Here is a 24637-nt window from a genome sequence, read left to right as displayed (position 1 = left end):
GCCACGACGCCTACCGCATGGCGAGGCCGCCGTTGCAGTCGATCGTCTCCCCCGTGACGAAGGTGGCGCCGACCAGGTATTCGATGGTGCGGGCGACGTCCGCCACCCCTCCCGCGCGCTTCAGCGGGGTGTTCTCGATGAACTGCCGCATCTTGTCCTCGGACGTCACGCGCTCGTGGAAGCGGGTGTCGATGATGCCGGGCGCCACCGCGTTGACCCGGATGTGCGGCGCGAGTTCGGCTGCGGCGCCACGGGTGAAGGAGTCCATGGCGGCCTTGGACGCGCCGTACGCCGTCGCGGTCGGCGCTCCGTGGCGCATCGCGATCGAGGTCACGTTCACCACGCAGGGGTCGTTGCCGCCCCGGCGCAGGAGGCCGGTGCACAGGCTGGTCAGCCGCATCGCGGAGTAGGTGTTCAGCGCGAACGTCGCGGCCAGGTGATCCCATGTCAGGTCCCCGACGGACTGGCGCTCGATCATGCCGCCCGCGTTGTTGACCAGGACGTCCAGTGCGTCCGTGCGCCTGCCGATCTCCTCGGACAGTGCCTCGCAGCCCGCGTCCGTGGTCAGGTCGGCCTCGACCACGTCGACACCGGCACAGACCGGCGCCAGCTCCTCGCGCAGGGCCAACACACCCTCCTTCGCCGTGTGGTAGTGCAGGACGAGCCGGTTTCCCGGGGCCAGCCGTCGCGCCGTCTCGGCCCCGATGCCGCTGCCGGCCCCCGTGATCACGATGTTCTTCCCAGACATGCATGCATCCCCTCCGGGCCGGATGTCACGGCCCATGCTCTGCGCGGGAACTCTCTGTCCCCGCATCTGCCGTGCTCGACAGGAGACCGGCCGTGCTCAATACGAGACCTGCCGCGCACCCGACGGGTCGACCGCGTCGCTGAACCGCAGGGCGAGTGCCTCGGGCACGTTCATGTTGGCCGCGTGCTTCTTCGCCCGGGCGGTCAGCAACTCCGGCTTGCCCGCCCAGTCGGGCGGCGTCTCCCAGCAGGTGCGGGTCGATCCGGCGAGGATCTCCTTCGCTTCGTCCGCGTCCACGTTGCCGGCGGCCTTGGAGTGCTCCAGAGCCAGAGCCAGCTCCTTGCGGCCGTTGACGGCGCACATCGTCCACTTGGGCAGTACGGTCATGGTGGCGCCGGAGTCGACGCCGAAGACGCCGATGTTGCGCCGCATCCGCGAGTCCGACACCGTGTTGATGGCGATCTTGAGGTACGTCCCGAGGATCTTGGACCGGCGCAGCTCCGGGTAGAAGTCACGCAGCCGGCTCAGCGTCCGCTCGGCGCGTTCCCGCATCTCCGGGTGGCCCTCGGCGAGGTGGCGCGCGTACGGGGCGGCGCCGGTGACCGGGTCCATCACCATGTTCATCACGTGCCCGGCCGGCGGGTGGTAGATCATCGCGACGTGCTCGTTGAGCGGGCTGAGCATGCCCCCGTAGGCGTCCTCCAGCTTCAGGCAGGTGAAGTTCTTCTCCGTACCGTCGGGGAGGTCGACGTAGAGGATCTCCCGGAGCGCCATGAACAGCCGCGGGAACTCGATCCCCGGATTGAGCGACTTGGCCAAGCCGAACGCCGCCGTCGCCGCGCACAGACTCACCTGGTCCGCGACCACGGTGCGCGTGGCGCCGTCGGCGTTCGTGTGCACGACGTCGTACCGGCCGTCGGCGCGGCGCTCCACCGTCTGTACGCTGCTGCCCTCGCGGAAGTCGACGCCGCACTGGCGCAGCTCCCAGTCGAGCACCGTGGACACGAGCACGGGGTTCATCCCGCGCTGCGGGGTCAGGAACGCGGCAGCCACGTCGTGGACGCCGTCCACGGTGGACACCTCGCGGCAGACCTGCGACGGGTCGCCGAAGACGGCGTTGGCCGGGTCCTCCTCGCAGCGCCGGGCGTAGTGCGATCGGATGACGTCCATGTTCGTGCGGCACTGGCCGACGATGTCGTGGCCGTCGTCCATCATGCTCTGGGAGGCGATGATGCGGCTGTTCGTCTTTCCGCCGTAGATCGCCTCGGGGAAGAAGCGCTCGTTCTCGATACGGCCGTCGAGGCAGTCACGCGCGCTCTGCGGGTCGAAGGGGTACTCGGCGCCGCTGTGGTTCTCGCTGACGATGTTGCTGGTCTGCGTGCACACGGGGTACGTGCCTTCGGAGCGCGCCTGCTGCCCCTCCAGGACGACGACGTCGTACCCCGCGCGGCTGCGCGTGATCGCGGCGACGCAGCCGGCGATTCCCCCGCCGATCACCACGTGCAGTTCCTTGTGCTTCATTTCCCGGCCTCCCCGTTCCCGTCGGTCGCGTACGTCGCGTAGGTCGCCTGGACACGCTTGAGCGCGGCGGCGACACCCCGGATGTCGTCCTCGGTGTGATTGGCCGCGATGCACAGCCGCAGTTGCGCGGACTTGCGGCGGACGATGGGGAAGAAGACCACCGACGCGTAGTAGCCCTCGGCCAGGAGTTCCTCGCCGGCTTTCAGGGCGTTCGACTCGTCCCCGATCGGGACCATCCGGATCGGGCTGAACGGCAGTGACAGCCCCATCAGTTCGTCGAACAGCGCCACCCGCTCGCGCAGGGTCCGCTGCAGGGGGGCGATCGCGCCCTCCTCGTGCAGTTCGACGACGGCGCGGCAGGCGTAGACCGCCTGGAAGGTCTGCGCCGCGGAGAACGCGTAGACCTGTCCGTAGGAGCGGATCAGCTGTTCGCGCCACTCGCCCTGGACGAGCAGCCCGCCGCCGTAGGCGCCGAAGCCCTTGGACAGCGAGTAGGTGAGGATGACGCGCTCGGGGATGTCGCCCTCGATCTGGCTGAGGAGCTGGCCCTCTCCGCGCTCACCGAAGATGCCCAGGCCGTGGGCGTCGTCGACGTAGAGCCACAGGTCCAGTTCCTCGGCCAGGTCGAGCAGCTCGCGGGCCGGGCACAGGCCGCCCATCGAGTAGATGCCGTCGGCCACGTAGACCGGCACCTCGCCGCGCGCCCTTGCGGCCACGGCCTGCTTCCGCAGGTCCTCGAAGGAGTTGTGGGGAACCGTCTCCACCGTCGCCTCGGCGGCGAGCACCGGCTTGAGATAGGCCATGGACGAGTGGGCGAACTGGTCGAAGATCAGGCACGTCCTGTGCGCCGTGCCCTCCTCGAAGAGCACCCCGCTGGCGAGGAGCGGCATGAGCGAGATGTGCGCGGTGGTCGTCGAGGGGAAGGTGATGGCCCGTCCCCGGTACAGCGCCGACAGCTCCTCTTCGAGAAGTCGCTGCGGCTCGAAGGAGAAACGCGAGCGGGCGCAGCAGAAGTTCATCCCCCACTCCTCGTCCACGGCCTTCGACGCCGCGATCACACGGGGATGCAGGTCGAGCCCGAGGTAGGAGCAGTTGACGAACTCGACCACCCCGCGGCCGTCCGGCAGGAACACCTGCTTCCCTTTGCGGCCGGTGATGCTTACCTGCATCAGGCTGCTCTCGACAGCACGCTCGTACTGAGCGGACGACTCCTTGATGACGAAGGGGGTATTCCTGAGTCGGACGGATTGCGAAGACGACGCCATGTCTACCTCGATAAAGTAGGGGCTATTGACGGAATTTCGCGCACGCTCATCACACGTACCTGTTCGGGAACTGCCGGCCCACGGCAGGCCGGAAAAGGGAAATCATTTCTTGTTCTCCGGCATTCTTTTCGGCATGCCGGATCGACAGGAGCGGGCAATCGTCGAATCCGGCCGGTCGGCTGCACGAACACAGGGAGAACACTGCCTGGGCAGTGGAAAGCGACGACCGGCCGACACCACCGGTGGACGGACCGTCAGGCACCGCTCCCGCACGGTGCCGCGACGAAGCGCAGAGGAGCTCTCGTGGGTCTTGTCCGCCGCGCGGCCTCGAACGACAGGTCCACCGCCCGCGAAGATCGCAGCCTCGGGCTCCTGAAGCGCGAGTGACTGACAACCCTTCTGCGGCCGATTCGGTCCCGAAGAAGACAGAGCGCGTGCTTGACCCTACTCACTACCGCCCCCAACTGCGGATGACAGCGGGCAATATGAAGCCCTCTCAGTGTCCGTCATTACGACCGGTCACTGTTTGCCATCCATCCCCCGTGGATGGAATTCATACAACAGTCCACTACCGGCCCGTGTCAACACCTTACGGTATCGTTTGGATTTCTCCGTCAGCCGGAAGGTGAAACGGAATGCCCAGGACACCGCGATGATGTGCGGACATCACCGACGACGGAATCGAACTGGCAGTGATCCCGCACAGGGTAAACAACATGGAAAACGGGGTGCCAGGCACGGCGAGGCGGACTCCGGACCGCGAATTGAGATCTGCACCACACCTGCGGACGGGCCCCTGCTCAAGGCGCGTTGCGTGGTCGGAGTGGCTTTTGGTTCCTGAGGGTTTCCTGAGGGCCGGGTGTTGCGGACCGTTCGCGGGACGGCAGCGAGAAGCCCCCGCCCGCTCGATCCTCCGCTCAGTCCTCCGCGTCGCGGATCAGCAGCGCGATCTGAACCCGGTTCTCGACCGCCAGCTTCGCGAAGAGATTGCCGGTGTGGGCCTTGACCGTCGCGACCGTGATGCGCAGTCGCTCGGCGATCTGCGCATTGCCCAGTCCGTCCGCGATGGCCCGGGCGGTCTCCCGTTCCCGTTCGGTCAGCGTCGACAACTGTGCGCGCGCGGCGGCGCGATGGTGGTCCCGGGTGTGCACGGAATCCGGGCCGGTGGCCGCGGCGATCACCCGTGCGGTGGCCGCCGGGGACAGCACCGGGTTGCCTTCCGCGACGGTCCGCACCGCGTCGAGGATGCGGGCGGGCGGGGTGTCCTTGAGGACGAAGCCGAGCGCTCCGGCGCGCAGCGCCCCGAGCACCAGGTCGTCGGAGTCGAAGGTGGTCAGCATCAGCACCCGGGGCGGCGCCTGCCGGGTGAGCAGTTCCCGGGTCGTGTCCAGGCCGTCCCGGCCCGGCATCCGTACGTCCATCAGTACGACGTCGGGCCGCTGTTCGTCCACCACGGTGAGCGCGGCGTTCCCGTCGGCCGCCTCCCCCACGACGGTCAGGTCCGGTTCGCCGTCGATGACGAGCCGCAGGGCCATGCGGACCAGTTCTTCGTCGTCGACGATGACGACCCGTACGGGATCGTGCCGGCTCTCCGTCGACGTGCTCTTGTCGTGGCTCATGCGCTCGTTTCGTGACTGTGGGCGGGGCCGTCCGGCCAGGGCAGTCGTGCCGTGAGAACGTACCCGCCCTCGGACGTGGGACCGTGGTCGAGTTCGCCGCCTGCGAGGGTGATGCGTTCGCCGAGGCCCAGCAGGCCGAACCCGGAGGCGGGTGGCCGTGCGGTGCGCAGGGGAGCCGGTCCGTTGCGGACGCCGATGTCGAGGGTGCCGCCCTCGGAGCCGTCGAGGGTCACGTGTACGACCGCGCCGGGGGCGTGCTTGGCGGCGTTGGTCAGCGCCTCCTGGACGATCCGGTAGCAGGTCCTTCCGACGCCGCCGGGCGGGGTCGCGGTCACGGTGTCGGTCAGCCGGACGTCGAGTCCCGAGGTGCGGGCGTCGGCCACCAGGTCGGGGATCCGGTCGAGGGAGGGCTGCGGCGGTTCCGGGCGGCCGGGGTCGGCGCGGAGCACGCCGAGAACCTCCCGCAGCTCTTCCAGCGCCTGGTGGGAGCCCTCGGCGATACCGCGTACCAGGACGCGGTTCTCCTCGGGCGGCAGGTCGCGGCGGTGGTCGAGCACCCCGGCCTGCATGGCGACCAGGGAGATGCGGTGCGCGAGGACGTCGTGCATCTCGCGGGCGATCCGGTTGCGCTCCAGGGCACGTGCCTGCGCCGCCCGCGCGCTCTGCTCCCGCTCCGCGCTCTCCGCCCGCTCCCGCAGGGACCGCACCTCGACCCGCCGTGCCCCGACGGCCATACCCGCGGCCGCCGCGATTCCCGCGGTCAGCGCCGGCACGACGACCTGGACCCACCACTGCACGTCCGCCGAGCCCTGCACCGGGAACATCCCGACGGCGACCTGCGACGCGATCACGTAGGCCAGGGCGACGGCCCCGATCTCCACCGGGCGGCGGCGGGTGGAGACCGAGCACAGTGCCAGCAGTGCGGCGCCGGTGGCGAACGCCGAAGCGGTCGAGGCGACCGCGACCGCCAGGGCCACTGTGAGGGGCCACCGGCGCCGCCACAGCAGCACCGTCAGGCAGCCCAGGGCGATCAGCGGATCGGCGACGAGGATCCAGGCGTCCGGGCCGCCGGGTTCCTTGCGCGCCAGTGCGAGGGTCGTCAGCCAGATCGGCAGGCTCACGACCGCGGCCACCACCAGCCGCCAGGTCTGCTGCCACACTCCGAGCCGCGGCATCACGTCCGTGTTCACCAGGCCATTGTCGCCACATCGTGCGACCGGTGGATCACACCCAGGACCGATGCGTCTACGACCCAGGTCTAACCGGCGCCTCTCCCGCGGTCCAGGCCGGGTCGGTCCGTCGGGCCGATGTGCCGGCCGTTCCTGATCAACAGACTCGTTCGCGTGCCGGTAAAGCCCCCCACAGCCGGTTAAGGCCCCCACAGGAGGACACCTCATGCGCAGAAGTCTGCCCCTCGCCCTCACCGCCGCGGCGTTGACACTGACCGCGCTTCCGGCGTCGTCGTCCGCATCGACACTGTCGTCGACAGCGTCCACGACGACGGCCACAGGGGCGGAGGCAGCCACGACGGCACCGGCGCCCGGCCCCCTGCGGTGGGGCCCGTGCCCCGAGGGAGCCTCCGCGCCCCGCCTGGAGTGCTCGACCCTCGAGGTCCCGCTGGACTACCGCGATCCGGACGGCCGGCAGATCGATGTCGCCGTGTCCCGGCTGGCGAGCCAGAAGCCGTCGCAGCGACGCGGCGTCCTGCTGACCAACCCGGGCGGCCCGGGCGGTTCCGGTCTGATCTATCCGGCCGTCCTCGCCGCGTCGGGGCTGCCGCAGAAGGTGCTCGACTCCTACGACATCATCGGCTTCGACCCGCGCGGTGTCGGCCGCAGCACTCCGGTGACCTGCGACCTGACGAAGGAACAGCAGTGGCGCGGCAACTTCCCGCCGTACGCCCACACCGCGGCCGACGTGACACGGGAAGCGGGACACGCGCGGAAGATCGCCGGGCAGTGCGCGAACTCGAAGACCGCGTGGATGCTGCCGCACACCACCACCGCCAACACCGCACGCGACATGGACCGTCTCCGGAGCGCACTGGGCGAGCGCAACCTGTCGTACCTCGGCGCCTCCTACGGCAGTTACCTCGGCGCGGTCTACACGACGCTGTTCCCGCGGCGGAGTGACCGGATCGTGCTCGACAGCAACCTGGGTCCCCGCGGTTACGACGTCACGGCCATGCGGTTGTTCGCCCGGGGGCTGGAGGACCGCTTCCCCGACTTCGCCGCGTTCGCCGTCGCGCATCCCGAGTACGGTCTGGGCTCCACGCCGAAGCAGGTCACCAGCAAGTTCTACGAGCTCGTGGCGCGGCTGGACGCGAAGCCGGTCCAGGGCGTCAACGGGACCGGGTTCCGCGCGTTCACCTTCGAGCAGTTGTACGCCGACGGCTCCATGCCTCAGCTCGCCGAGTTCTGGAAGGCGGTCGACACGGGCAAGGAGCTGCCGCTCCCCGAACCGCCCGCGGACCTGGAGAATCTCCTGGCCTCACGTTTCGCCGTGGTCTGCGGTGACTCGCGCTGGCCCGGAACGGTCCGGGAGTACCAGCGCAATGTGGCCGTGGACCGGCTGAAGTACCCGATGCTGGGCGGCTCCACGGCCGGCATCACCCCTTGCGCGTACTGGCCGCGGGAGCGGACCGAGCCCCCGGTGCGCATCACCGGCCGGGGCCCCTCGAACGTGCTGATGATGCAGAACGAGCGGGACCCGGGCACGCCGCTGGTCGGCGCCCGCGAACTGCGGCGGGCCTTCGGCGGGCGGGCCACGATGGTCACGGCCGACCAGGGCGGCCACGGCGTCTACCCGTACGGCGGCAACATGTGCGCCAACGATGCCGCGACGGCGTTCCTGACCACCGGGGAACGCCCCGCGCGGGACCTCGCCTGCGCTGCGGAACCCGGTGAAGCGGCGCGGCCCGGCCAAGCGGCGCGACCCGGCGAACCGAGCAAGTGAGGCAGGCGCCGGAAATGTTCGAGGAGATGCGAAGCCGCCGGGCCGCCCGGCGGATCACCCCCGGGGACGGACGGCCGCTCAAGCGGTTCCGCTGGTGGCAGTTGCCCTATCGCTCCCTGTTCTACCTGCGGCTGCCCGACGGTGACGGGGGCGGAGGGAAGGTGGTCTACGCCGTGGACGTCAAGCGCGGTCAGGACCAGACGTCCGCGAAGGCGAAGGCCGACCTGTATCTCGACGGCAGGCATCACGCCCGGTCGAGGCTCCCTGCCGCCTTCCCGGTCCCCGGTGGCACGGTCGAGGTGCGGTTGAGCAACTTCGGGCTCCGGCGCTGCCATTACGTCACCGGCGAGGGCACCGAGCGTCTGCTCGTACCGGACCGTGACTCCGCCGAGGGACGCCGGGCCCACCTCGACCGCGCGCATCCGGCGCTGAGCCGCTGGATCGGCGTCTTCTCGCTGACCGTTCTCGTCATCGCCCTGGTCATGCTGGGCACGCAACTCGCCCAACAAGTCACCGAAGTGCCCCCGGTGGCCGAGCGCGTCGGGGCCTTCACCGCGCCGGTCCGCCTACCGGCCTGGGGCAACGTCGCGCTGACCCTGGTCACCCTGGCGGCCAGCACCGAGCGGGCACTGCGGCTGCGGTACAGCCGGTTGCTGGACGGCGCGGCGGGCTGACTCCGCGGGGTGGCCACCGCGACACAACTGGACACGTACACGAGCACGAACATGAACACGAGCATGACCGTGAGTACGAGCACAGCTCAGCGCATGTCCATTCACCTGCGATTCGGCAAACAGTGAGATTCTGCGAGCACTTCTGAGGCATGTCAACAGGCCGGACGGAAGCTCATCTCGACTGCCGGCCGGGGCTCGGACCGCAGCCGAAGCCTCGGCCGGGCCGGCGGGAAATCACCCGATGCACAGGTCTTGACGCGCCTGACTCGGGTTCGTAACTTGACCTGCATGTCGACTCAACCACGCATAGACATTCAGCAGCCTGGTCAGAACGAACCGATCTATGGCGCCGGTGTCTGGCACTTCGCGACCTACGTCGACCGATACGCCACGGACGGCTACGGCGAACCACGCACCATCCTCGACGCCATCAAGCTCGCCGGAGCGGTCGGCGATCTGTCCGTCCTCGACCTGAACTGGCCCTTCCCGCCGGGCGACATCAGCACCGCCGAGGTGCGCGAAGCCCTGGCCGAGCAGAACCTGCGGGCCATCGCCGTGACGCCGGAGTTCTACACCGGCAAGTTCGCCAAGGGAGGCTTCACCAACCCCGACCCCGCCGTCCGCCGCCAGGCCATCGACCTGGTCGCCGCGTCGGCCGAGGTCGGACGCGAACTGGGCGTGGACTACATCAAGATCTGGCCCGGGCAGGACGGCTACGACTATCCCTTCCAGGCCGACTACACCGACCTGTGGACCAAGTCGGTCGACGCACTGCGCGAACTCGCCCAGTCCTTCCCCGACCTGAAGTTCGCCATCGAGTACAAGCCGCGCGAGCCCCGTAACCGGATGGTCTTCTCGTCCGTCGCACGAACCCTGCTCGCCATCCAGGACATGGGCGTGGACAACGTCGGCGTCCTGCTCGACTTCGGCCACTCCCTGTACGGCGGAGAGACTCCCGCCGAGGCCGCCCGGCTGGCCATCGCCCGGGACCGGCTCTTCGCGATCGACGTCAACGACAACTTCCGCGGCTGGGACGACGACATGGTCGTCGGCTCCGTGCACCTGCTGGAGACCTTCGAGTTCTTCTTCGCCCTCCAGGACGCCGGCTGGGAGGGAGTCTGGCAGCTCGACCAGTTCCCGTTCCGGGAGGACCCCGTCGAGGCGGCCCGTACCGGCATCCGTACGATGCGCGCCTTCCACCAGGCACTGGGCTACCTCGACCGCGGGGAACTGGCCGCCGCGCAGGCCGCGCAGGACGCCCTCGGCGCGCAGCGCATCGCCAAGCGGGCGCTGTTCCGCGCCCTCGCCGAGAGTGAATCCGTATGAGCGCCGTCCTGGAGACCGCCGCCCCTCTGCGGACCGACGAGGTGGCCGCCCGCGCCTACGAACCGCGCAGCGCACGACTGCGTGCGGCCTCCCCCGCCGAGGCGGCAGCGGAACTCGCCGACATCTCGGCGTCGATCCGCCGCGACATCATCACCACCATCCAGTCGGCCGGCATGGGCCATGTGGGAGGTGACCTCTCCGTCACCGACCTGATGGTCACCGCCCTGTGGGGCACACTGCGCATGCATCCCACGCAGGCCGACCACCCTCAGCGCGACCGGTTCGTCCTCAGCAAGGGCCACTGCGCCGCTGCCCTGTACTCGACTCTGGCGTCCTGCGGGTTCTTCCCGCGCAGCCGGCTGCGCGAGTTCATGGCTCCGCTGTCGCCGCTCAACGGCCACCCGGCCCGGCTCAAGGTCCCCGGAGTGGAGACCAACAGCGGACCGCTCGGACACGGCTTCCCCGTGGCCACCGGATGCGCATTGGGAGCGAAGCTGCGCGGCGAGACCTGGCGCACCATCGTGGTGCTCGGCGACGGCGAGATGCAGGAAGGCAGCAACTGGGAAGCCGCCATGACGGCCGCCCACTACGAACTGGCGAACCTGACGGCCGTCGTCGACCGCAACCGGCTGCAGCAGGGCGCGCGCACCGAGGACACCAAGTCGCTGGAGCCGCTGGACGCCAAATGGGCCAGCTTCGGCTGGGAGGTCCGCGTCATCGACGGGCACGACCACCGGGCGATCAAGGAGGCGTACGAGCCGTCGACCACCGGGCGACCCGTCGCGGTGATCGCCAACACCACCAAGGGCAAGGGCGTGTCGTTCATGGAGGACCGCGTCGAATGGCATCACAAGGTGCCCACCGACGACCAGGTGCGTCTCGCGCTGGAGGAGCTGAACCGATGACCTCCGTGGCCGAACAGGCACCCACCTTCGACTGCCGCGCCGACTTCGCCGACGAACTCGCCGTGCTGGCCCGCGCCGACGAGCGGATCGTGGCGGTCTGCAACGACTCCGTGGGCTCCAGCAACCTCGTCAAGTTCCGCGAGGAGTTCCCCACCCGTCTCATCAACGTCGGCATCGCCGAGCAGGACCTGGTCGGTGTGTCGGCCGGTCTCGCCAACGCCGGGTTCATCCCCTTCGCGTCCGCGGCGGCCCCCTTCCTGACCGGCCGCGCCCTGGAGCAGATCAAGGCCGACATCGCCTACACCCACCGCCACGTCGTGCTCTGCGGCCAGAGCCCGGGCATGGCCTACGGAGAGCTGGGGCCCACCCACCACTCCATCGAGGACCTGTCCTGGATGCGCGCGATCCCGGGTCTGGACATCATCGTGCCGGCCGATCCGGCGCAGACACGCAGCGCGGTGCGCTGGGCCGCCGCGTCGGGCAGACCCACCTACATCCGCGTACCGCGCTTCAAGGTGCCCGCCGTCACCCCCGACGACGCGCCCTTCGAAGCCGGCCGGGCCGTACAGCTCCGCGAGGGTTCCGACGTCACCCTGATCGCCGTGGGCACCATGGTCTCCCGCGCCCTGGACGCCGCGCACCTGCTCGCACAGCAGGACATCTCCGCCCGCGTCCTCAACATGACCTTCGTCGAACCCCTCGACACAGCCGCCGTCGTCGCCGCCGCGCGGGAGACCCGAGCCGTCGTCACCGCCGAGGAAGGACTGCTCTCCGGCGGCCTGGGAGCCGCCGTGGCCAAGGTCGTGGCAGAGAGCAACCCGGTCCCCGTACGCATGTTGGGTGTGCCCAGTTTCGCTCCGACCGGCAGTGCGGCCTTCCTGCTCGAACACTTCGGGCTGACAGCCGACGGAGTCGCCGGCGCCGCGCGCGAGGCACTGGGACGGGTGTGATGAGACCGCACGTTCTCGCCGTCGACCAGGGGACCAGTTCCACCAAGGCACTGCTCCTCGACGCCGCGGGTGGCATCGTCCGCCGGGCCGAAGCGCCCCTGTCCCAGTCCCACCCCGGCCCCGGCCTGGTGGAACAGGACGCGACCGCGCTCCTCGGCAGCGTGCGCGGCGCCGTCGCCGACTGCCTGACGGGCATCGACCCGCGCACGGTGACCGGCGTGGCCCTGAGCACCCAGCGCGAGTCGGTCGTCCTTTGGGAGGCGGCGACCGGCGAGCCGGTCGCACCGCTGGTCAGCTGGCAGGACCAGCGCGGAGGAGAACGTGCGGCCCGCCTCACCGACGCCGGAGCGGCCGACGAGATCCGCCGCCGCACGGGTCTCCCCCTCGACCCGATGTTCTCCGCTCTGAAAATGGCCGCCCTGCTCGACGTGCACGACCCCTCCCGGGCCCGCAGCAAGGACGGCACCCTGCGCCTGGGCACCGTCGACGCCTACCTCGTCCACCGGCTCACCGGGCAGGCGGTCACCGAGATCGGCAACGCGTCCCGGACCCAGCTGCTCAACCTCGCCACCGGTGACTGGGACGACGAACTCCTCGGCCTCTTCGACATCCCGCGTGCCGCACTGAGCCGTGTCGTGCCCTCCACCGGGCCGTTCGGAACGCTGCACGGCCTCTGTCCGCTGACCGACGGCACCCCTCTCCTGGCCGTCATGGGCGACTCGCACGCCGCCCTGTTCGCCCACGCCGGCTGGCGCCCCGGCACCGTGAAGGTCACCTACGGCACCGGTTCCTCCGTCATGACGGTGACGGACTCCCCGGAACCGGCGGAACATGTGTGCAGCACCATCGCCTGGTCCACCGGCCGTCCCGTCCACGCGCACGAGGCCAACATCCGCTCCACCGGGCGCACCCTCACCTGGCTGGCCGACCTGCTCGGCACCGGGGCGGAGGAACTCGTCCGGCTCGCCGCCGACGCGGACGCGGGCGACGTGACCCTCGTGCCGGCCTTCGGCGGCATCGGGGCACCCTGGTGGGACACCCGCGCCGTACCCGTCCTCGCCGGTTTCGGGCTGGGTACCGGCCGCGCCCAACTGGCGCGCGCCGCACTGGAATCGGTCGCCTTTCAGGTGGCCGACGTCCTCGCCGCCCTGCCCGGTCTGCGCCAGGTCGTGGCCGACGGCGGCCTCAGCCGCAGCGACGCGCTCATGCAACTGCAGGCCGACGTCTCCGACGTCACGGTGGCCCGTACCCGGCACCACGAACTGTCCGCCGCGGGTGCCGCGCACCTGGCGGGCCTGGGACTCGGCCTGTGGACGACCGCCGACCTGGAACAGCGCGCGGACGCCGGCCTGCGGACCTTCACAGCCGGCTGGGACGACGCCCGGCGCGGCGACACCGTCGCGCGCTGGCGTCATCGGGTCGCGGCCGCTCGCGACCTCGGGACACGCGGACAGCAAAGGACGTCATGACCACAGCAGACTTGCCCCAGACAGGCAGGAAGACGGCACACCTCCGGGGCCGCATCACCCTGGGCAGCGGTTCCCTCATCGCCCTCGTGCTCCTGCTCGCCGCCATCGCGGCCACCACCACCTACCGCTCGGACAGCGAGGACAAGGCGAGCGGCAAGCCCGCGTTCGACGCCGCCAAGTACGCCGCCGGCACGTACGAACCCAAGGTCGTCCCCGCGATGGAGAAGAACGCCGTGGACATCGCCACCCTGTACAAGGCCATCGCCGCCGACCCCGAGGCGGCCGGCAAGCAGTACGGGCACCGGCCGGGCACCGGACCGTACAGCTACGCCGTGACGCTGACCGGGACCGCGGGCGCCGCCGAGAACGGCCTCATGCAGGTCACCGTGCCCGGTCTGGCCAAGACCCGCGTCTCGGTGCAGGTCGGCCCGGCCATCAACGGCACGGCACTTCGCGACGCGGCCGGCTTCATCACCTTCGGCCAGTTCACCAACCAGGTCGAGTACGCCGACGCCGCCACGGCGCTGAACACCGCGATGAAGGACAAGGTGCTCAAGGCCTTCGATCCCGCGGCGGTCCGCGGCAAGAAGGTCACCGTCGTCGGCGCCATGACACCGCTGACCGCCGACGTACTGACCCTCACCCCCGTCTCGATCGAGGCCGCGTCATGACCTCCACGGCCAAGGAAGCGCCGGCCGCGCCCGTGCTGCGCGCCGCCGAGGTCACCAAGGTGTACGGCGGAACGCAGGCACTCAAGGGCGTTTCGCTGGACATCCCGGCGGGCCGCACCACTGTGCTCTTCGGCGAGAACGGGGCCGGCAAGTCGACCCTGATGAAGATCCTCAGCGCCGTCGAGTCCCCCAGCACCGGGCACATCGAACTCGACGGCCGGGCAGTGGAGTTCGGCAGTGCGAGGGAGGCGTCCGACCACGGCGTCTCGATCATCCACCAGGAACTGAGCCTCTGCCCCAACCTGAGCATCCAGGACAACCTCTTCCTCGGCCGCGAGCGCACCCGGCAGGCCGGTACGCTGCTCGACCGCACCACCCAGCGGGCCATGGCACGCCAGGTGCTGGGCCGGCTCGACGAGGGACTCGACCCCGACACCTCCGTCGGCGAGCTGCGGCTCGGCCAGCAGCAACTCGTCGAGATCGCCCGCGCGTTGCTGCAGAACGCCCGGGTGCTGATCATGGACGAGCCGACCTCCGCGCTCAGCGCACCGGAGGTGGAGATCCTCTTCCAGGTCATCCGCGAGCTCAAGGCCGCGGGCGTCGCGATCGTGTACATCTCGCACCACCTGGAGGAAGCCCTCTCCGTCGCCGACGAGGTGGCGGTCCTGCGGGACGGCGCCATGGTCGCGACCGCAAGGGCGCACGACATCGACCTCGCCTGGATCGTCCGCAAGATGGTGGGCCGCAGCCAGGACGATCTCTTCCCCGACCGGAACGCCACTCTGGGTCCCGTCGCGCTGGAGATCACCGAACTGTCCGTCGCCGACCCGTCCGTCCCCGGGCGGCTCGCGGTGAACAGCCTGTCGATGTCCGTCCGGGCCGGCGAGATGGTCGGCATCTACGGCCTGATGGGCAGCGGCCGTACCGAACTGCTGGAGTGTCTGGCCGGCCGGATGCCCGCCGCCTCGGGCGAACTGCGCCTGCACGGCGAACCGCTCACCGGCAGCGTCCGCGACCGCATCCGCAACGGGCTGGCCCTCGTCCCCGAGGACCGCCAGCGAGACGGTCTCGTCCAGTCCATGACGGTGGGCCAGAACCTGTCACTGGCCTCCGTGACCAGGTTCGTACGCCGTCTGCTGCTCAACCGGCGTGCCGAGGACGAGGCAGTGACCTCGATGATCTCCGACGTGACGGTGAAGACCCCCGGATCGCGGGCGCCCATCGGCTCGCTCAGCGGCGGGAACCAGCAGAAGGTCGTCATCGGGAAGGCGCTGATGACCGGCCCGCGCGTCCTGCTGCTGGACGAACCGTCCCGCGGCGTGGACGTGGGAGCCAAGGCCGACGTCTTCGAACTGATGGCCCAGCAGGCCGAACGCGGCCTCGCCGTGCTCTTCACCACCTCCGAGGCCGAGGAGGCGCTGCACATGCCCGACCGGCTCCTGGTCCTGGCGCGCGGCCGTCTCGTCGCCGACCTGAAAGCCGGAGAGATCACCCGGGACCGGCTGATGAGCCTGGCCGACGGAGCCGACACCACCGAGAAGGCACACCATGAGTGACACCCTGACCAAGGACCACGAGGTAGTGCTCCAGCAGCGTCGCGCCGCGGCTGCCCAGGCACGACGCCTCAAGACGGTCGACTCCATCTTCGAACTGCGTGCCTTCATCGCACTCGGAGTCCTGATCGTCGTCTTCAGCCTGCTGTCGGACTCCTTCCTCACCGTCGACAACGTGATCACGATGACCAAGCACGTCGCCATCAACGCGATCCTCGCGCTGGGCATGCTGCTGGTCATCCTGAAGGGCGGGATCGACCTCTCCGTCGGCTCGACCGTCGGCCTGTCCGGAGTGATCGCCGGCGAACTGCTCCAGGGCCTGCACCTGAGCATCCTCGACGTGGTCGCCTATCCGCAGGTCTGGGCCGTCATCGTCCTGTGCATCGGAGTCGGCGCCCTGGTCGGCACCGTCAACGGCATCCTCATCACCCGCCTGAACGTGGCCCCGTTCATCGCCACCCTCGGCATGCTCTACGTGGCCCGCGCCACCGCCCTGCTCATCTCCGACGGCACCACCTACCCCGACCTGGCCGGCGACCCGGGCACCCACAACACCGGCTTCGACTGGCTCGGCGGGGGCCGGCCCCTGGGTCTGCCCGTGGCGGTCTGGATCATGATCGTGGTGGCGGGACTCGTCGCCGTCCTGCTCCGCTCGACCCCCTTCGGCCGCTGGCTCTACGCCACCGGCGGCAACGAACGCGCCACCGAGCTCAGCGGAGTCCCCGTCAAGCGCGTCAAACTCCTCGTCTACGTGATCTCCGGCGCCTGCGCCGCGATGTCCGGCCTGATCATCGCCTCGGAACTCACCTCCGCCGCACCACAGGCCGGCGAGACCTTCGAACTCAACGCCATCGCGGCCGTCGTCATCGGCGGCGCCGCGCTCTCCGGCGGCCGGGGCAACGTACGCGGCACCCTCGTCGGAGCCTTCGTCATCGGCTTCCTCGCCGACGGACTCGTCATCCTCGGCGTCTCGACGTTCTGGCAGATGCTCATCAAGGGCGCCGTCATCATCATCGCCGTCATCCTCGACCAGAGCCAGCAGCGCTTCCAGCGCCGCCGCGCGGCAGCATCCGCGGTCGCCGTGAAGACCGATCCCGGCCCGGCCGATCCCGGGCCGGTCGATCGCGGCCCGGTCGATCCCGGCTCGGCTGGTGCGGGCAGCTCCGCACGAGGCGACTCCGGCAGGCCCGCGGACGACTGACGTCCGCACGGCCCCCTCATCCACCACTACTCATCCACCCCTCGCAGTACCGAACCTCTACTGACGCAAGTCCGCACATCGTTGTGAGGAGACCAGAATGTTCCACCGCAAGCCCCATCGCGCCGTCACGACCACCGCAGCCCTCGCCGCAGGGGCCCTGCTCCTGACCGCGTGCGGGAGCTCCGACGACTCGTCGTCCGGGACGAGCTCGTCCAAGAGCGGCTCGAAGAGCAACCTGGTCGCCATCATCACCCCCTCCGCGGACAACCCCTTCTTCAAGGCGGAGGCGGACGCGGCGAAGAAGAAGGCCGTGAGCCTCGGCTACAAGACCTCCGTCGCCTCGCACGACGACGACCCGAACAAGCAGAGCGAACTCATCGACGCCGCCATCTCCCGCAAGGCCGCGGCGATCATCCTGGACAACGCGGGCGCCGACGCGTCGATCGGCCCCGTCCGCAAGGCCACCAAGGCCGGCATCCCCGTCTTCCTCATCGACCGCGAGATCAACGAGACCGGTATCGCCAAGGCCCAGATCGTGTCCAACAACGCCCAGGGCGCGCAGCTCGCGGCGCAGGAGTTCGTCACAGCGACGAAGGGCAAGGGCGAGTACGTCGAGCTGACCGGCAAGGAGTCCGACACCAACGCCAGTGTCCGCTCCAAGGGCTTCGCCGATGTCATCTCTCAGTACCCGGACCTGAAGCAGGTCGCCAAGCAGACGGCGAACTGGGACCAGCAGGAGGCCTTCAGCAAGATGGAGACCATCCTCCAGCGCAACCCGAAGATCAGCGGTGTCATCGCGGGCAACGACACCATGGCCCTCGGCGCGGTGGCCGCGATCAAATCGGCCAAGCGCAAGAACATCGTCGTCGTCGGCTTCGACGGCAGTCCGGACGCCATCGCCCAGATCAAGGCCGGCACCATGCGGGCGACGGCACTCCAGCCCGCCGCGCTGGGGGCCGAACGGGCGGTCGAGCAGGCCGACAAGTACGTGAAGACGGGCAAGACCGGACAGCCCGAGAAGCAGTCCATCGACTGCGAACTGATCACCGTGAAGAACGCCGACGAGTACGGGGTCTTCGCCAAACTCTGATGCCGGCGACCCGACACCGCGGGCGGCCGTGGCGGAACCCCGACGATAGGGTGTGGTGTTCCGCGGCGGTGACAGGCTCTGGCGCCCGACCGCCAGGGACGACAAGGATGGAGACATGGTGGCGGCAGCGTCCACTCCCACCCCTGACCATATGCGGCTGCTGGTCAAGGTGGCCCGCATGTATCACGAGCGCGGAGTACGCCAGCCCGAGATCGCGGCACACCTCAACATGTCGCAGCCCCGCGTCTCCCGCCTGCTGAAAGAGGCGGTCGACCGCGGAGTGGTCCGCACCGTGGTCGTGTCACCGGAAGGGGTGCACGCGGAGCTCGAAGAAGCCCTCGTGGCACGGTACGGCCTGCGCGACGCCGTGGTGGTCGAGGTCGAGGGGTCGGGAGCCGATGTCATCCCCGCGCTCGCCGCGGCCACCGCCACCTACCTCGACGCCACGCTCAAGGGCGGAGACGTCATCGGCGTCTCCTCCTGGAGCGCCACGCTGCTTGAGTCCGTGAAGGTGATGCGGGCCAGGACCTCCTCCGGCGCACAGGAAGTCGTACAGATCGTCGGCGGTTCGGGCAGCCCCGAAGTACAGCTGCACGCAACACGGTTGACGAGCCGACTTGCCGAACTGACCGGCGCACGACCGGTGTTCGCCCCGTCCGCCGCCCTGGTCGGCAGCAGGGAACTGAGGGTCCTGCTGGCGCAGGAGCCGGCGATGGTGGACGTGATGCAGGCGTGGTCGCGTCTCACCCTGGCCCTGCTGGGCATCGGCAGCCTCGATCCCTCACCGCTGCTGCGACGCTCAGGCAACGCCATCACGGCCCAGGACCAGCGGGCACTCAAGAAACTCGGAGCGGTGGGCGACGTCTGCGCCCGGTACTTCGACGCCGACGGTAACTCCGTCGACGCCCCCTTCAACGACCGCCTCATCGGCATCGAACCGGACCAGCTCCGCGCCGTGGAACGCCGCATCGCGGTGGCGGGCGGAATGGACAAGGTGGCGGCGATCCGCGGTGCGGTCCGCGGCAGGTGGATCAACATCCTGGTCACCGACATCGACGTCGCCCGAGAGCTGCTGAACGACTGATCACCGCGCAACGCATGAACGCAGAGATACATAGACGCGCAGGCGCGTAGACATGTAGACGCATGAACCCGACCTGGGTACGAACGGGCCGGATGCGTCGTCAACTCCGCAACCCACAAGCCGATTTCACCCACGGGCAACGGCCTCGCCGGTCGGCGACAGAGACAGCGACGGCGACGGCGACGGCGAACCGAGCGCAAGCAGTCGATCCGCCGTCCCGTAACAAGATCTCCGATCCGCCGGCAGCGCGTTGCCCCGCTCGCCTACAGCGACCGATCCAGCGACCGACACATGGAGGCAACCGATGACACTCCACGTCCCGATCAGCACCACGCACTCCCCCAGATCCACCCGCCTCGCCCGCATGCTCGTCGTGAGCACGGCCGTTCTCGGGCTCACCGTGCCGATGACGCAACCCGGCTCGGCGACGGGCGGCGGCACTCCCGCGACGGACAAGTACTGGCAGACACACACCAGCAGCCACACCAAGACGCCGTCGGCCGCCGCACCCCGCACGATCGTGACGACCGACCCGGAACTGGACGACCTGAACTCGCTGCTGCGCATGCTGCTGTACAGCAACGAGATCGACATCGCCGGCCTGGTCTACTCGTCCAGCCAGCACCACTACCAGGGCGACGCGAGCCGCGGCCTGGAGCCGCACCGCTGGCCCGCGCCCGGTGCCCGGCTGCACATCGACGAGGCCGTCGACGCCTACGCCAAGGTGTACGGGAACCTGGTCCGCCACGACCCGCGTTACCCCTCGCCCTCCCGGCTGCGGTCGCTCATCGCGACGGGCAACATCACCGACGAGGGCGACATGGCCGCGGACACCAAAGGCTCGGACCTCATCAGGAAGGTCCTGCTCGACGACAAGCCAGGGCAGGTGTTCCTCCAGGCATGGGGCGGACCCAACACCATCGCCCGGGCCCTCAAGTCGATCCAGGACCAGTACCAGGGCACACCACGATGGCGCGCGATCTACAAGAAGATCGTGAACAAGGCGGTCATCACCAGCTTCGGTCAGCAGGACTCCACGTTCGAGGACTACATCAAGCCCAACTGGCCGGACATCCAGAACCGCGAAGTGGCCACATCCGTCTGGGGTTACGGTTCCCGCGGCGTCGTCCGCCCCGAGGACACGGTCTACCACTCCGCCGACTGGACCCGGGCCAACGTCTCCGGCACGGGGCCGATCGGCGCCTCCTACCGTGTCTGGGGCGACGGCAAGCAGATGGCAGCCGGCTTCGACGACGAGGACTACTTCGGCCTGTCCGGCTACACGGCCGAGGAACTGAGAGCGATGGGGTATCTGGTCTGGACACCGCCGCAACCGAAGGGATCGTGGATCTCCGAAGGAGACTCCTCCAACTTCGCGCTCCTCGTCGACAACGGGCTGCGCAGTTATCAGCACCCCGGTTGGGGCGGCTGGGGCGGCCGACAGGTCGTCGACCCCGACGACCCCCACCGGTGGTCCAACCAGAACGCACGGGACGCCGACGCGACGGGCGCCACTCCCCGCGACTACGCCGCCGCGCGCTGGTTCTCCGCCATCCAGAACGACTTCGCCGCCCGGCTCGACTGGAGTGTCAGCAAGTTCGCCGACGCGAACCACGCTCCCCGCGTCCGCGTGCCCCAGGGCTTGGACATCAGCCGCCGCGCCGGCCGGACGGTCGAGCTCACGTCCCGGACCGCGGACCCCGACGGCGACACCGTCACCCGCACATGGTGGCAGTACCGGGAAGCCGGAACCTATCCGGGCACCGTCGGCATCAGGCACACGAAGACCGGTGCGGTGCGAGTAGACATTCCCGCGGACGCCCGGCCCGGGCAGACCATTCATCTCATCGTCGAGGCCAAGGACAACGGCACACCGGCCCTGACGAGCTATCAGAGAGTCGTCATCACCGTCACCTGACCCGGCCGCCGTGCAGACTTCCAAGCAGGTTCACACAGCGTGCACTTGATGCCAGGGGCGCCGGCGGTTCAGCAGCCGTGGCGCCCCGGTCGCCCTCAGATGATGCGAGGGACGGTCTCGTTGCGCTGGGTGGACCAGTTGGTGACGATGGGCTTGTCCACGGTGGCCGTGTCCGGGAGTTCGAGTTCGGCGGGGTCGGGGTCGTCCTCGGTGACCGCGATGATGATGTTCTCGAACTGTGTGCCGGCGTCACCGTCGGTGGTCTTGGCATCGACGCCGGTGTACGCGACGGCGGAGCCGGTGAGCTTGATCGGGTCCTCGCCACCCTGCCCGACCGGGGAGGCGACGCCGTCGCGGCCGGAACCGAACGACACGCTGGGGGTGTTGACGTCCAGGTAGCAGGTGATGCCGGACTTGGCTTTGGCCGTGATCTGGTAATAGCCGTCCACATCGGGATCGGACTTCCAGGCGACCGTGAAGTCCAGGTCGTTGGTACCACAGGACTGCCCGTAGCCGGACTTGTCGCCGCTGCCCGAGTCACCCTTGTCGCCCTTGTCGTCGGAGCCACCGCTGCTGGAGCCTCCGGCAGGGGTGCTGGCGCCGATCGACGGGCTGTCGACGGAGGGCGTCTCGCTCCCCCCGCCGGAGGAAGGGGCCGCGGAGCTGCCGGCGTCCCCAGAGTCCTCCGGCTCACACGCAGTCGTGGCGGCGAGCGCCGTCACGGCCGCGGCGGCCAGGACGAGACGGGTGGAACGGGCGGCGAGACGCGAGCGCATCATGATCTCCAACGGCTGTCGGTTGCGGTGCTTCCTGCTGACACCACCGACACTAGGGCCGGGCCGATCTTCAGTTGATCCCGAGAATGTCCAGGTCCCGTATCAACGAATCGGTTCCATAAAACGGCGTCGAGTTGCCTCACGACGGCAGGAAAAGACACAAGAAACCTGCCGCCGCGTTCGTAGACCGGGCAGGGTTCATCGACGAGGCAGGGGTCATCGACCGGGCAGGGATCAGCCATCGGCCACGAGAAGAGCAAGACGATCTGCCTGGCTGGACTCCACATCGGAGACGCCTTGCTCCGGTCCGTCCGATGACCCCCAGGAAGTCGATCAGCCCCAGGTGAGCGGGTCGAGATGAAGGTAGAACCGCAGGCGGTCGTGGTCGAGGGCGATGCCGTACCTCTCGGCGAAGGCCATATCCGCGCCCCGGGCCTGCTCCTCGTCCGCCCACGTTTCTCGCGCGTTGGCGAGGAGCAGCGCCAAGTCGACGTAGCGGTCTGCCAGTCCGAGGCGACCCAAGTCGATGAAGCCTGCCACGTCCAGGGTCTGCGGATCGAGGATGATGTTGGGCAGACACAAGTCCCCGTGGCAGACGACCATGTCGGCAGCTTCCTGCTCCCTTCGGCGTGGGACCTGCCGGGTGACGCGGTCCAACAGCTCAGCGGTGGACGTCTGTTGCTGGTCGACGGGGAGGAACTCGGGGTTGACGGCATCACGCGCCACGACGTCGCGCGCCACGTCGACCATGACATCCAGGCCCCAGCGAAAGGGACACTGGGACACAGGTGTCTCGTGCAGTCGGCGGACCGCGTCCGCGATACGTTCCCAGGCGACCCGCAGGTCCTCAGCGGGCACCTGATCAGCGGGTACGCCGGAGACAGCACTCGTCACGAGACAGACACCACCGTCACCAGACCGCCAGTCGAGCACGCGGGGACCAGGCACACCCTGATCGCTCAGCCATGTGCTCCGGTCACGCTCGGCTTCCAGGTCGGCCGCATCCGCAGCAGGCACGCACTTGGCATACCGGGTGGCGTCCGCGCTGCGAAAGACAGTTGCTCCCGACTCGCCCGCGGTGACAGGCAACCAGCCGCCGTCATCCACGCCGAACAGCACCGGCGACATGGTCTGAGCTCTGCGGCGATCACTCATGGCTGCCACTCTAGTCAGCCCGCCCAGCGGCTCCGCGCCGTATGGACAGCGAGCGCACACACGTAGGAACCACGTCCGCCCCCTTCACGCGACCGCGTCAAGGCACCACTGAACGGAGTCGTTGAACAGCATCCCCTCGACGATCACTCAAGGATTGCGGTTGCCTCGACCTCGACGAGAACATCCGGCTCGAAGAGGTAGTCGACACCGATGAGGGAGGCCGGGGGCAGGGGAACCCGGAGCCCGATCTCCTCGGCGACAGCCTCCACACCGGCCATGAAATCGCCGATCTTGTCCGGGCTCCACTGGGTCACGTAGAACGTCAGGCGAAGCACGTCCGTGAACGACGCGCCCGCGCCTGTCAGCCCGACGGAGGTGTTGCGCAGCGCCTGCGCGACCTGCCCGGCCAGATCGCCGGGTGCGACCGGAGTGCCGTCGGCATGGCGCGCGATCTGCCCACTGACATGGATGTGCCTCGTGCCGGTACCCACGGCGACGTGGTGATACGGGGTCGGCTGCAGCATGCCTTCCGGCGTGAAGTACTGAACAGTCATGGTCTTCTCTCCTCCAGAGTAAGTATCTGTAAGCTACCTAGTAGGAGAAGGACACTTCAACGAGACCAGGTTTCGCCATGGATACCGACGACGAACTCCGTATCGAGGCCCCGCACCGCGAACTGCTCGATCAGATCCTCGACAAGTGGTCGCTGAGCGTCCTCAACGAACTCTGCGAACGCCCGTGCCGCTTCAACGAACTGCGCCGGGCCATCCCCCAGGTCACGCAGAAGTCGCTCACCGCGACGCTCCGGCGGCTGGAACGCAACGGCGTGATCGAGCGCGAGGTCGTCTCCACCCGCCCCGTGGCGGTCATGTACCGGATCACGCCCCTCGGCAAGACACTTCGGCCCCCCATCGACGTACTGCTGGCATGGGCGTCACAGAACATGCCCGCCATCGAACGAGCACGCGGAGACTTCGACACACGGGAGGAATCCGGCCTCTGAGAGGACCGTGCGCGGACGGTGTCAGCGGCGTCGAATCCGAAAGCGGACGAAACTCGGCCGGATGGTTCCGTACGCCCTCGAAGAAGCCGAGAGGCCGGTTCGCCCGTGCCGCGTCACAGGCGTACTTCACAGGCGTACTGACGTCGGCGTCTGCACCACTTCTTCGTCGACCGTGAAGACGCCGGACGCCGTCGCCCCGCCGAGGAGCGCGGTGACGAGTGCCGCCGCGCCGGCGAGTGCCCACCGCGTCCGCCAGGGCCTGGTACGCGTCGGTGCGGTGGCCGGGGGTGCGATGTTCATGGGCCCGGCGTCCACCAGCGTGGCGGGTGCGGGTGCGGGTGCGGGTGCGGGGCCGCACGCGATGTCGGTGCGGGCGTCCAGCCATGCCTCCGCCTCCTCGCCCCGGATTCCGCAGGCCGCCACGAACGCCGCGACGAGTTCCTCGCGGGGCAGCCGTTCCCTGCCGAGCATGGTCGCCGCCGTGGAGTACGGCAGACAGTGGCCCGCGTCAGCCGCGTGGCGTTGCAGTCGGCGGTAACTCAGACCTGACCAGACTTTGAGCCGTCGCAGCGCAGCCACGAAGGCGGCCGCGTCGGTGTCCGGCGGTGTGGGCGGTGCGGTGGTCATGACGCTGGTCCCCCTGATGAGCTGGACGTACACGGGCTCGCACAAGCTCGAACACCCTCACAGCTTGAAGAACGTCAGTAACGACCGTCAACCTCGGTGCGGATTCCCGATGTTGGAGGTCATACGT

General features: G+C 69.1%; 22 protein-coding genes. 13 read left to right on the top strand and 9 right to left on the bottom strand.

Features of this window, described 5'->3' with window-relative positions; translation table 11 throughout:
- Positions 1 to 10 precede the first annotated feature (10 nt).
- The 5 genes from ACFVH5_RS02585 to ACFVH5_RS02565 form a co-directional block, all read right to left on the bottom strand.
- A complete protein-coding gene (locus tag ACFVH5_RS02585) occupies positions 11 to 748 on the bottom strand; it encodes an SDR family NAD(P)-dependent oxidoreductase (RefSeq protein WP_385831455.1) in 738 nt (245 codons plus the stop codon).
- A gap of 96 nt (positions 749 to 844) precedes the next feature.
- Complete coding sequence (locus ACFVH5_RS02580; protein WP_385831454.1) at positions 845 to 2269, bottom strand: FAD-dependent oxidoreductase; 1425 nt, start codon at positions 2267 to 2269, stop codon at positions 845 to 847.
- A complete protein-coding gene (locus ACFVH5_RS02575) occupies positions 2266 to 3534 on the bottom strand; it encodes an aminotransferase class I/II-fold pyridoxal phosphate-dependent enzyme (protein WP_385831452.1) in 1269 nt (422 codons plus the stop codon). The genes ACFVH5_RS02580 and ACFVH5_RS02575 overlap by 4 nt, the downstream gene beginning before the upstream one ends.
- A gap of 917 nt (positions 3535 to 4451) precedes the next feature.
- Entirely contained in the window at positions 4452 to 5153 is a 702-nt protein-coding gene (locus ACFVH5_RS02570; RefSeq protein WP_385831451.1) for a response regulator, read from the bottom strand.
- Positions 5150 to 6328: a sensor histidine kinase gene (locus tag ACFVH5_RS02565; protein WP_385831580.1), complete on the bottom strand. Its 1179-nt coding sequence runs from the start codon at positions 6326 to 6328 to the stop codon at positions 5150 to 5152. Before ACFVH5_RS02565 ends, ACFVH5_RS02570 begins: the two co-directional genes overlap by 4 nt.
- A gap of 220 nt (positions 6329 to 6548) precedes the next feature.
- Here ACFVH5_RS02565 and ACFVH5_RS02560 point away from each other — a divergent pair, with 220 nt between their 5' ends.
- The 12 genes from ACFVH5_RS02560 (at position 6549) to ACFVH5_RS02505 (ending at position 20949) form a co-directional block, all read left to right on the top strand.
- A complete protein-coding gene (locus ACFVH5_RS02560) occupies positions 6549 to 8108 on the top strand; it encodes an alpha/beta hydrolase (RefSeq protein ID WP_385831449.1) in 1560 nt (519 codons plus the stop codon).
- 14 nt (positions 8109 to 8122) lie between these two features.
- On the top strand, positions 8123 to 8782 hold the full coding sequence (locus ACFVH5_RS02555; RefSeq protein ID WP_385831448.1) for a hypothetical protein: 660 nt from the start codon (positions 8123 to 8125) through the stop codon (positions 8780 to 8782).
- A 288-nt stretch (positions 8783 to 9070) separates the two neighbouring features.
- Positions 9071 to 10108: a sugar phosphate isomerase/epimerase family protein gene (locus ACFVH5_RS02550; RefSeq protein WP_385831447.1), complete on the top strand. Its 1038-nt coding sequence runs from the start codon at positions 9071 to 9073 to the stop codon at positions 10106 to 10108.
- On the top strand, positions 10105 to 11013 hold the full coding sequence (locus ACFVH5_RS02545) for a transketolase (RefSeq protein ID WP_385831446.1): 909 nt from the start codon (positions 10105 to 10107) through the stop codon (positions 11011 to 11013). The genes ACFVH5_RS02550 and ACFVH5_RS02545 overlap by 4 nt, the downstream gene beginning before the upstream one ends.
- A complete protein-coding gene (locus ACFVH5_RS02540; protein WP_385831444.1) occupies positions 11010 to 11963 on the top strand; it encodes a transketolase family protein in 954 nt (317 codons plus the stop codon). Before ACFVH5_RS02545 ends, ACFVH5_RS02540 begins: the two co-directional genes overlap by 4 nt.
- On the top strand, positions 11963 to 13432 hold the full coding sequence (locus tag ACFVH5_RS02535) for an FGGY family carbohydrate kinase (RefSeq protein ID WP_385831442.1): 1470 nt from the start codon (positions 11963 to 11965) through the stop codon (positions 13430 to 13432). The genes ACFVH5_RS02540 and ACFVH5_RS02535 overlap by 1 nt, the downstream gene beginning before the upstream one ends.
- On the top strand, positions 13429 to 14103 hold the full coding sequence (locus ACFVH5_RS02530) for a DUF2291 family protein (RefSeq protein ID WP_385831441.1): 675 nt from the start codon (positions 13429 to 13431) through the stop codon (positions 14101 to 14103). Before ACFVH5_RS02535 ends, ACFVH5_RS02530 begins: the two co-directional genes overlap by 4 nt.
- Complete coding sequence (locus ACFVH5_RS02525; protein WP_385831439.1) at positions 14100 to 15659, top strand: sugar ABC transporter ATP-binding protein; 1560 nt, start codon at positions 14100 to 14102, stop codon at positions 15657 to 15659. The genes ACFVH5_RS02530 and ACFVH5_RS02525 overlap by 4 nt, the downstream gene beginning before the upstream one ends.
- Positions 15652 to 16857: an ABC transporter permease gene (locus ACFVH5_RS02520; RefSeq protein WP_385831437.1), complete on the top strand. Its 1206-nt coding sequence runs from the start codon at positions 15652 to 15654 to the stop codon at positions 16855 to 16857. Before ACFVH5_RS02525 ends, ACFVH5_RS02520 begins: the two co-directional genes overlap by 8 nt.
- A gap of 97 nt (positions 16858 to 16954) precedes the next feature.
- Positions 16955 to 17947 (top strand): D-ribose ABC transporter substrate-binding protein, encoded by a 993-nt coding sequence (locus ACFVH5_RS02515; RefSeq protein ID WP_385831436.1) that lies wholly within the window; start codon positions 16955 to 16957, stop codon positions 17945 to 17947.
- 115 nt (positions 17948 to 18062) lie between these two features.
- The gene (locus tag ACFVH5_RS02510) at positions 18063 to 19031 is read left to right on the top strand and encodes a sugar-binding transcriptional regulator (protein ID WP_384797995.1); all 969 of its coding nucleotides are present in this window, start codon (positions 18063 to 18065) and stop codon (positions 19029 to 19031) included.
- A gap of 304 nt (positions 19032 to 19335) precedes the next feature.
- Positions 19336 to 20949, top strand: coding sequence for a nucleoside hydrolase-like domain-containing protein (locus tag ACFVH5_RS02505; protein WP_385831434.1), 1614 nt, complete (start codon positions 19336 to 19338; stop codon positions 20947 to 20949).
- A 95-nt stretch (positions 20950 to 21044) separates the two neighbouring features.
- Here the strand turns inward: ACFVH5_RS02505 and ACFVH5_RS02500 are convergent, their stop codons facing one another.
- From ACFVH5_RS02500 to ACFVH5_RS02490, 3 genes are all read right to left on the bottom strand, one after another.
- Positions 21045 to 21725 (bottom strand): hypothetical protein, encoded by a 681-nt coding sequence (locus ACFVH5_RS02500; protein ID WP_385831579.1) that lies wholly within the window; start codon positions 21723 to 21725, stop codon positions 21045 to 21047.
- Between the two features lie 333 nt (positions 21726 to 22058).
- Positions 22059 to 22880, bottom strand: a complete 822-nt coding sequence (locus ACFVH5_RS02495; RefSeq protein WP_385831432.1) for an APH(3'') family aminoglycoside O-phosphotransferase — start codon at positions 22878 to 22880, stop codon at positions 22059 to 22061.
- A 143-nt stretch (positions 22881 to 23023) separates the two neighbouring features.
- Complete coding sequence (locus ACFVH5_RS02490; protein WP_385831430.1) at positions 23024 to 23434, bottom strand: RidA family protein; 411 nt, start codon at positions 23432 to 23434, stop codon at positions 23024 to 23026.
- A gap of 77 nt (positions 23435 to 23511) precedes the next feature.
- Between ACFVH5_RS02490 and ACFVH5_RS02485 the strand changes: the two genes are divergently transcribed.
- On the top strand, positions 23512 to 23883 hold the full coding sequence (locus ACFVH5_RS02485) for a winged helix-turn-helix transcriptional regulator (RefSeq protein ID WP_385831428.1): 372 nt from the start codon (positions 23512 to 23514) through the stop codon (positions 23881 to 23883).
- Positions 23884 to 24009: 126 nt separating this feature from the next.
- On the opposite strand, the gene ACFVH5_RS02480 is transcribed toward ACFVH5_RS02485, so the two are convergent.
- On the bottom strand, positions 24010 to 24510 hold the full coding sequence (locus ACFVH5_RS02480) for a hypothetical protein (RefSeq protein WP_385831427.1): 501 nt from the start codon (positions 24508 to 24510) through the stop codon (positions 24010 to 24012).
- Positions 24511 to 24637 lie beyond the last annotated feature (127 nt).

The organism is Streptomyces sp. NPDC127119, from assembly GCF_042677425.1.
Classification (GTDB): Bacteria; Actinomycetota; Actinomycetes; order Streptomycetales; family Streptomycetaceae; genus Streptomyces.
Note: the sequence above shows the minus strand (reverse complement) of the source record. Positions and strands in the feature narration are given on the sequence as shown.

What these genes read in the sequence shown, in the direction of transcription:
- ACFVH5_RS02585 (WP_385831455.1), bottom strand. Translation starts at nt 748, where the DNA reads ATGTCTGGGAAGAACATCGTGATCACGGGGGCCGGCAGCGGCATCGGG.
- ACFVH5_RS02580 (WP_385831454.1), bottom strand. Translation starts at nt 2,269, where the DNA reads ATGAAGCACAAGGAACTGCACGTGGTGATCGGCGGGGGAATCGCCGGC.
- ACFVH5_RS02575 (WP_385831452.1), bottom strand. Translation starts at nt 3,534, where the DNA reads ATGGCGTCGTCTTCGCAATCCGTCCGACTCAGGAATACCCCCTTCGTC.
- ACFVH5_RS02570 (WP_385831451.1), bottom strand. Translation starts at nt 5,153, where the DNA reads ATGAGCCACGACAAGAGCACGTCGACGGAGAGCCGGCACGATCCCGTA.
- ACFVH5_RS02565 (WP_385831580.1), bottom strand. Translation starts at nt 6,328, where the DNA reads ATGCCGCGGCTCGGAGTGTGGCAGCAGACCTGGCGGCTGGTGGTGGCC.
- ACFVH5_RS02560 (WP_385831449.1), top strand. Translation starts at nt 6,549, where the DNA reads ATGCGCAGAAGTCTGCCCCTCGCCCTCACCGCCGCGGCGTTGACACTG.
- ACFVH5_RS02555 (WP_385831448.1), top strand. Translation starts at nt 8,123, where the DNA reads ATGTTCGAGGAGATGCGAAGCCGCCGGGCCGCCCGGCGGATCACCCCC.
- ACFVH5_RS02550 (WP_385831447.1), top strand. Translation starts at nt 9,071, where the DNA reads ATGTCGACTCAACCACGCATAGACATTCAGCAGCCTGGTCAGAACGAA.
- ACFVH5_RS02545 (WP_385831446.1), top strand. Translation starts at nt 10,105, where the DNA reads ATGAGCGCCGTCCTGGAGACCGCCGCCCCTCTGCGGACCGACGAGGTG.
- ACFVH5_RS02540 (WP_385831444.1), top strand. Translation starts at nt 11,010, where the DNA reads ATGACCTCCGTGGCCGAACAGGCACCCACCTTCGACTGCCGCGCCGAC.
- ACFVH5_RS02535 (WP_385831442.1), top strand. Translation starts at nt 11,963, where the DNA reads ATGAGACCGCACGTTCTCGCCGTCGACCAGGGGACCAGTTCCACCAAG.
- ACFVH5_RS02530 (WP_385831441.1), top strand. Translation starts at nt 13,429, where the DNA reads ATGACCACAGCAGACTTGCCCCAGACAGGCAGGAAGACGGCACACCTC.
- ACFVH5_RS02525 (WP_385831439.1), top strand. Translation starts at nt 14,100, where the DNA reads ATGACCTCCACGGCCAAGGAAGCGCCGGCCGCGCCCGTGCTGCGCGCC.
- ACFVH5_RS02520 (WP_385831437.1), top strand. Translation starts at nt 15,652, where the DNA reads ATGAGTGACACCCTGACCAAGGACCACGAGGTAGTGCTCCAGCAGCGT.
- ACFVH5_RS02515 (WP_385831436.1), top strand. Translation starts at nt 16,955, where the DNA reads ATGTTCCACCGCAAGCCCCATCGCGCCGTCACGACCACCGCAGCCCTC.
- ACFVH5_RS02510 (WP_384797995.1), top strand. Translation starts at nt 18,063, where the DNA reads ATGGTGGCGGCAGCGTCCACTCCCACCCCTGACCATATGCGGCTGCTG.
- ACFVH5_RS02505 (WP_385831434.1), top strand. Translation starts at nt 19,336, where the DNA reads ATGACACTCCACGTCCCGATCAGCACCACGCACTCCCCCAGATCCACC.
- ACFVH5_RS02500 (WP_385831579.1), bottom strand. Translation starts at nt 21,725, where the DNA reads ATGCGCTCGCGTCTCGCCGCCCGTTCCACCCGTCTCGTCCTGGCCGCC.
- ACFVH5_RS02495 (WP_385831432.1), bottom strand. Translation starts at nt 22,880, where the DNA reads ATGAGTGATCGCCGCAGAGCTCAGACCATGTCGCCGGTGCTGTTCGGC.
- ACFVH5_RS02490 (WP_385831430.1), bottom strand. Translation starts at nt 23,434, where the DNA reads ATGACTGTTCAGTACTTCACGCCGGAAGGCATGCTGCAGCCGACCCCG.
- ACFVH5_RS02485 (WP_385831428.1), top strand. Translation starts at nt 23,512, where the DNA reads ATGGATACCGACGACGAACTCCGTATCGAGGCCCCGCACCGCGAACTG.
- ACFVH5_RS02480 (WP_385831427.1), bottom strand. Translation starts at nt 24,510, where the DNA reads ATGACCACCGCACCGCCCACACCGCCGGACACCGACGCGGCCGCCTTC.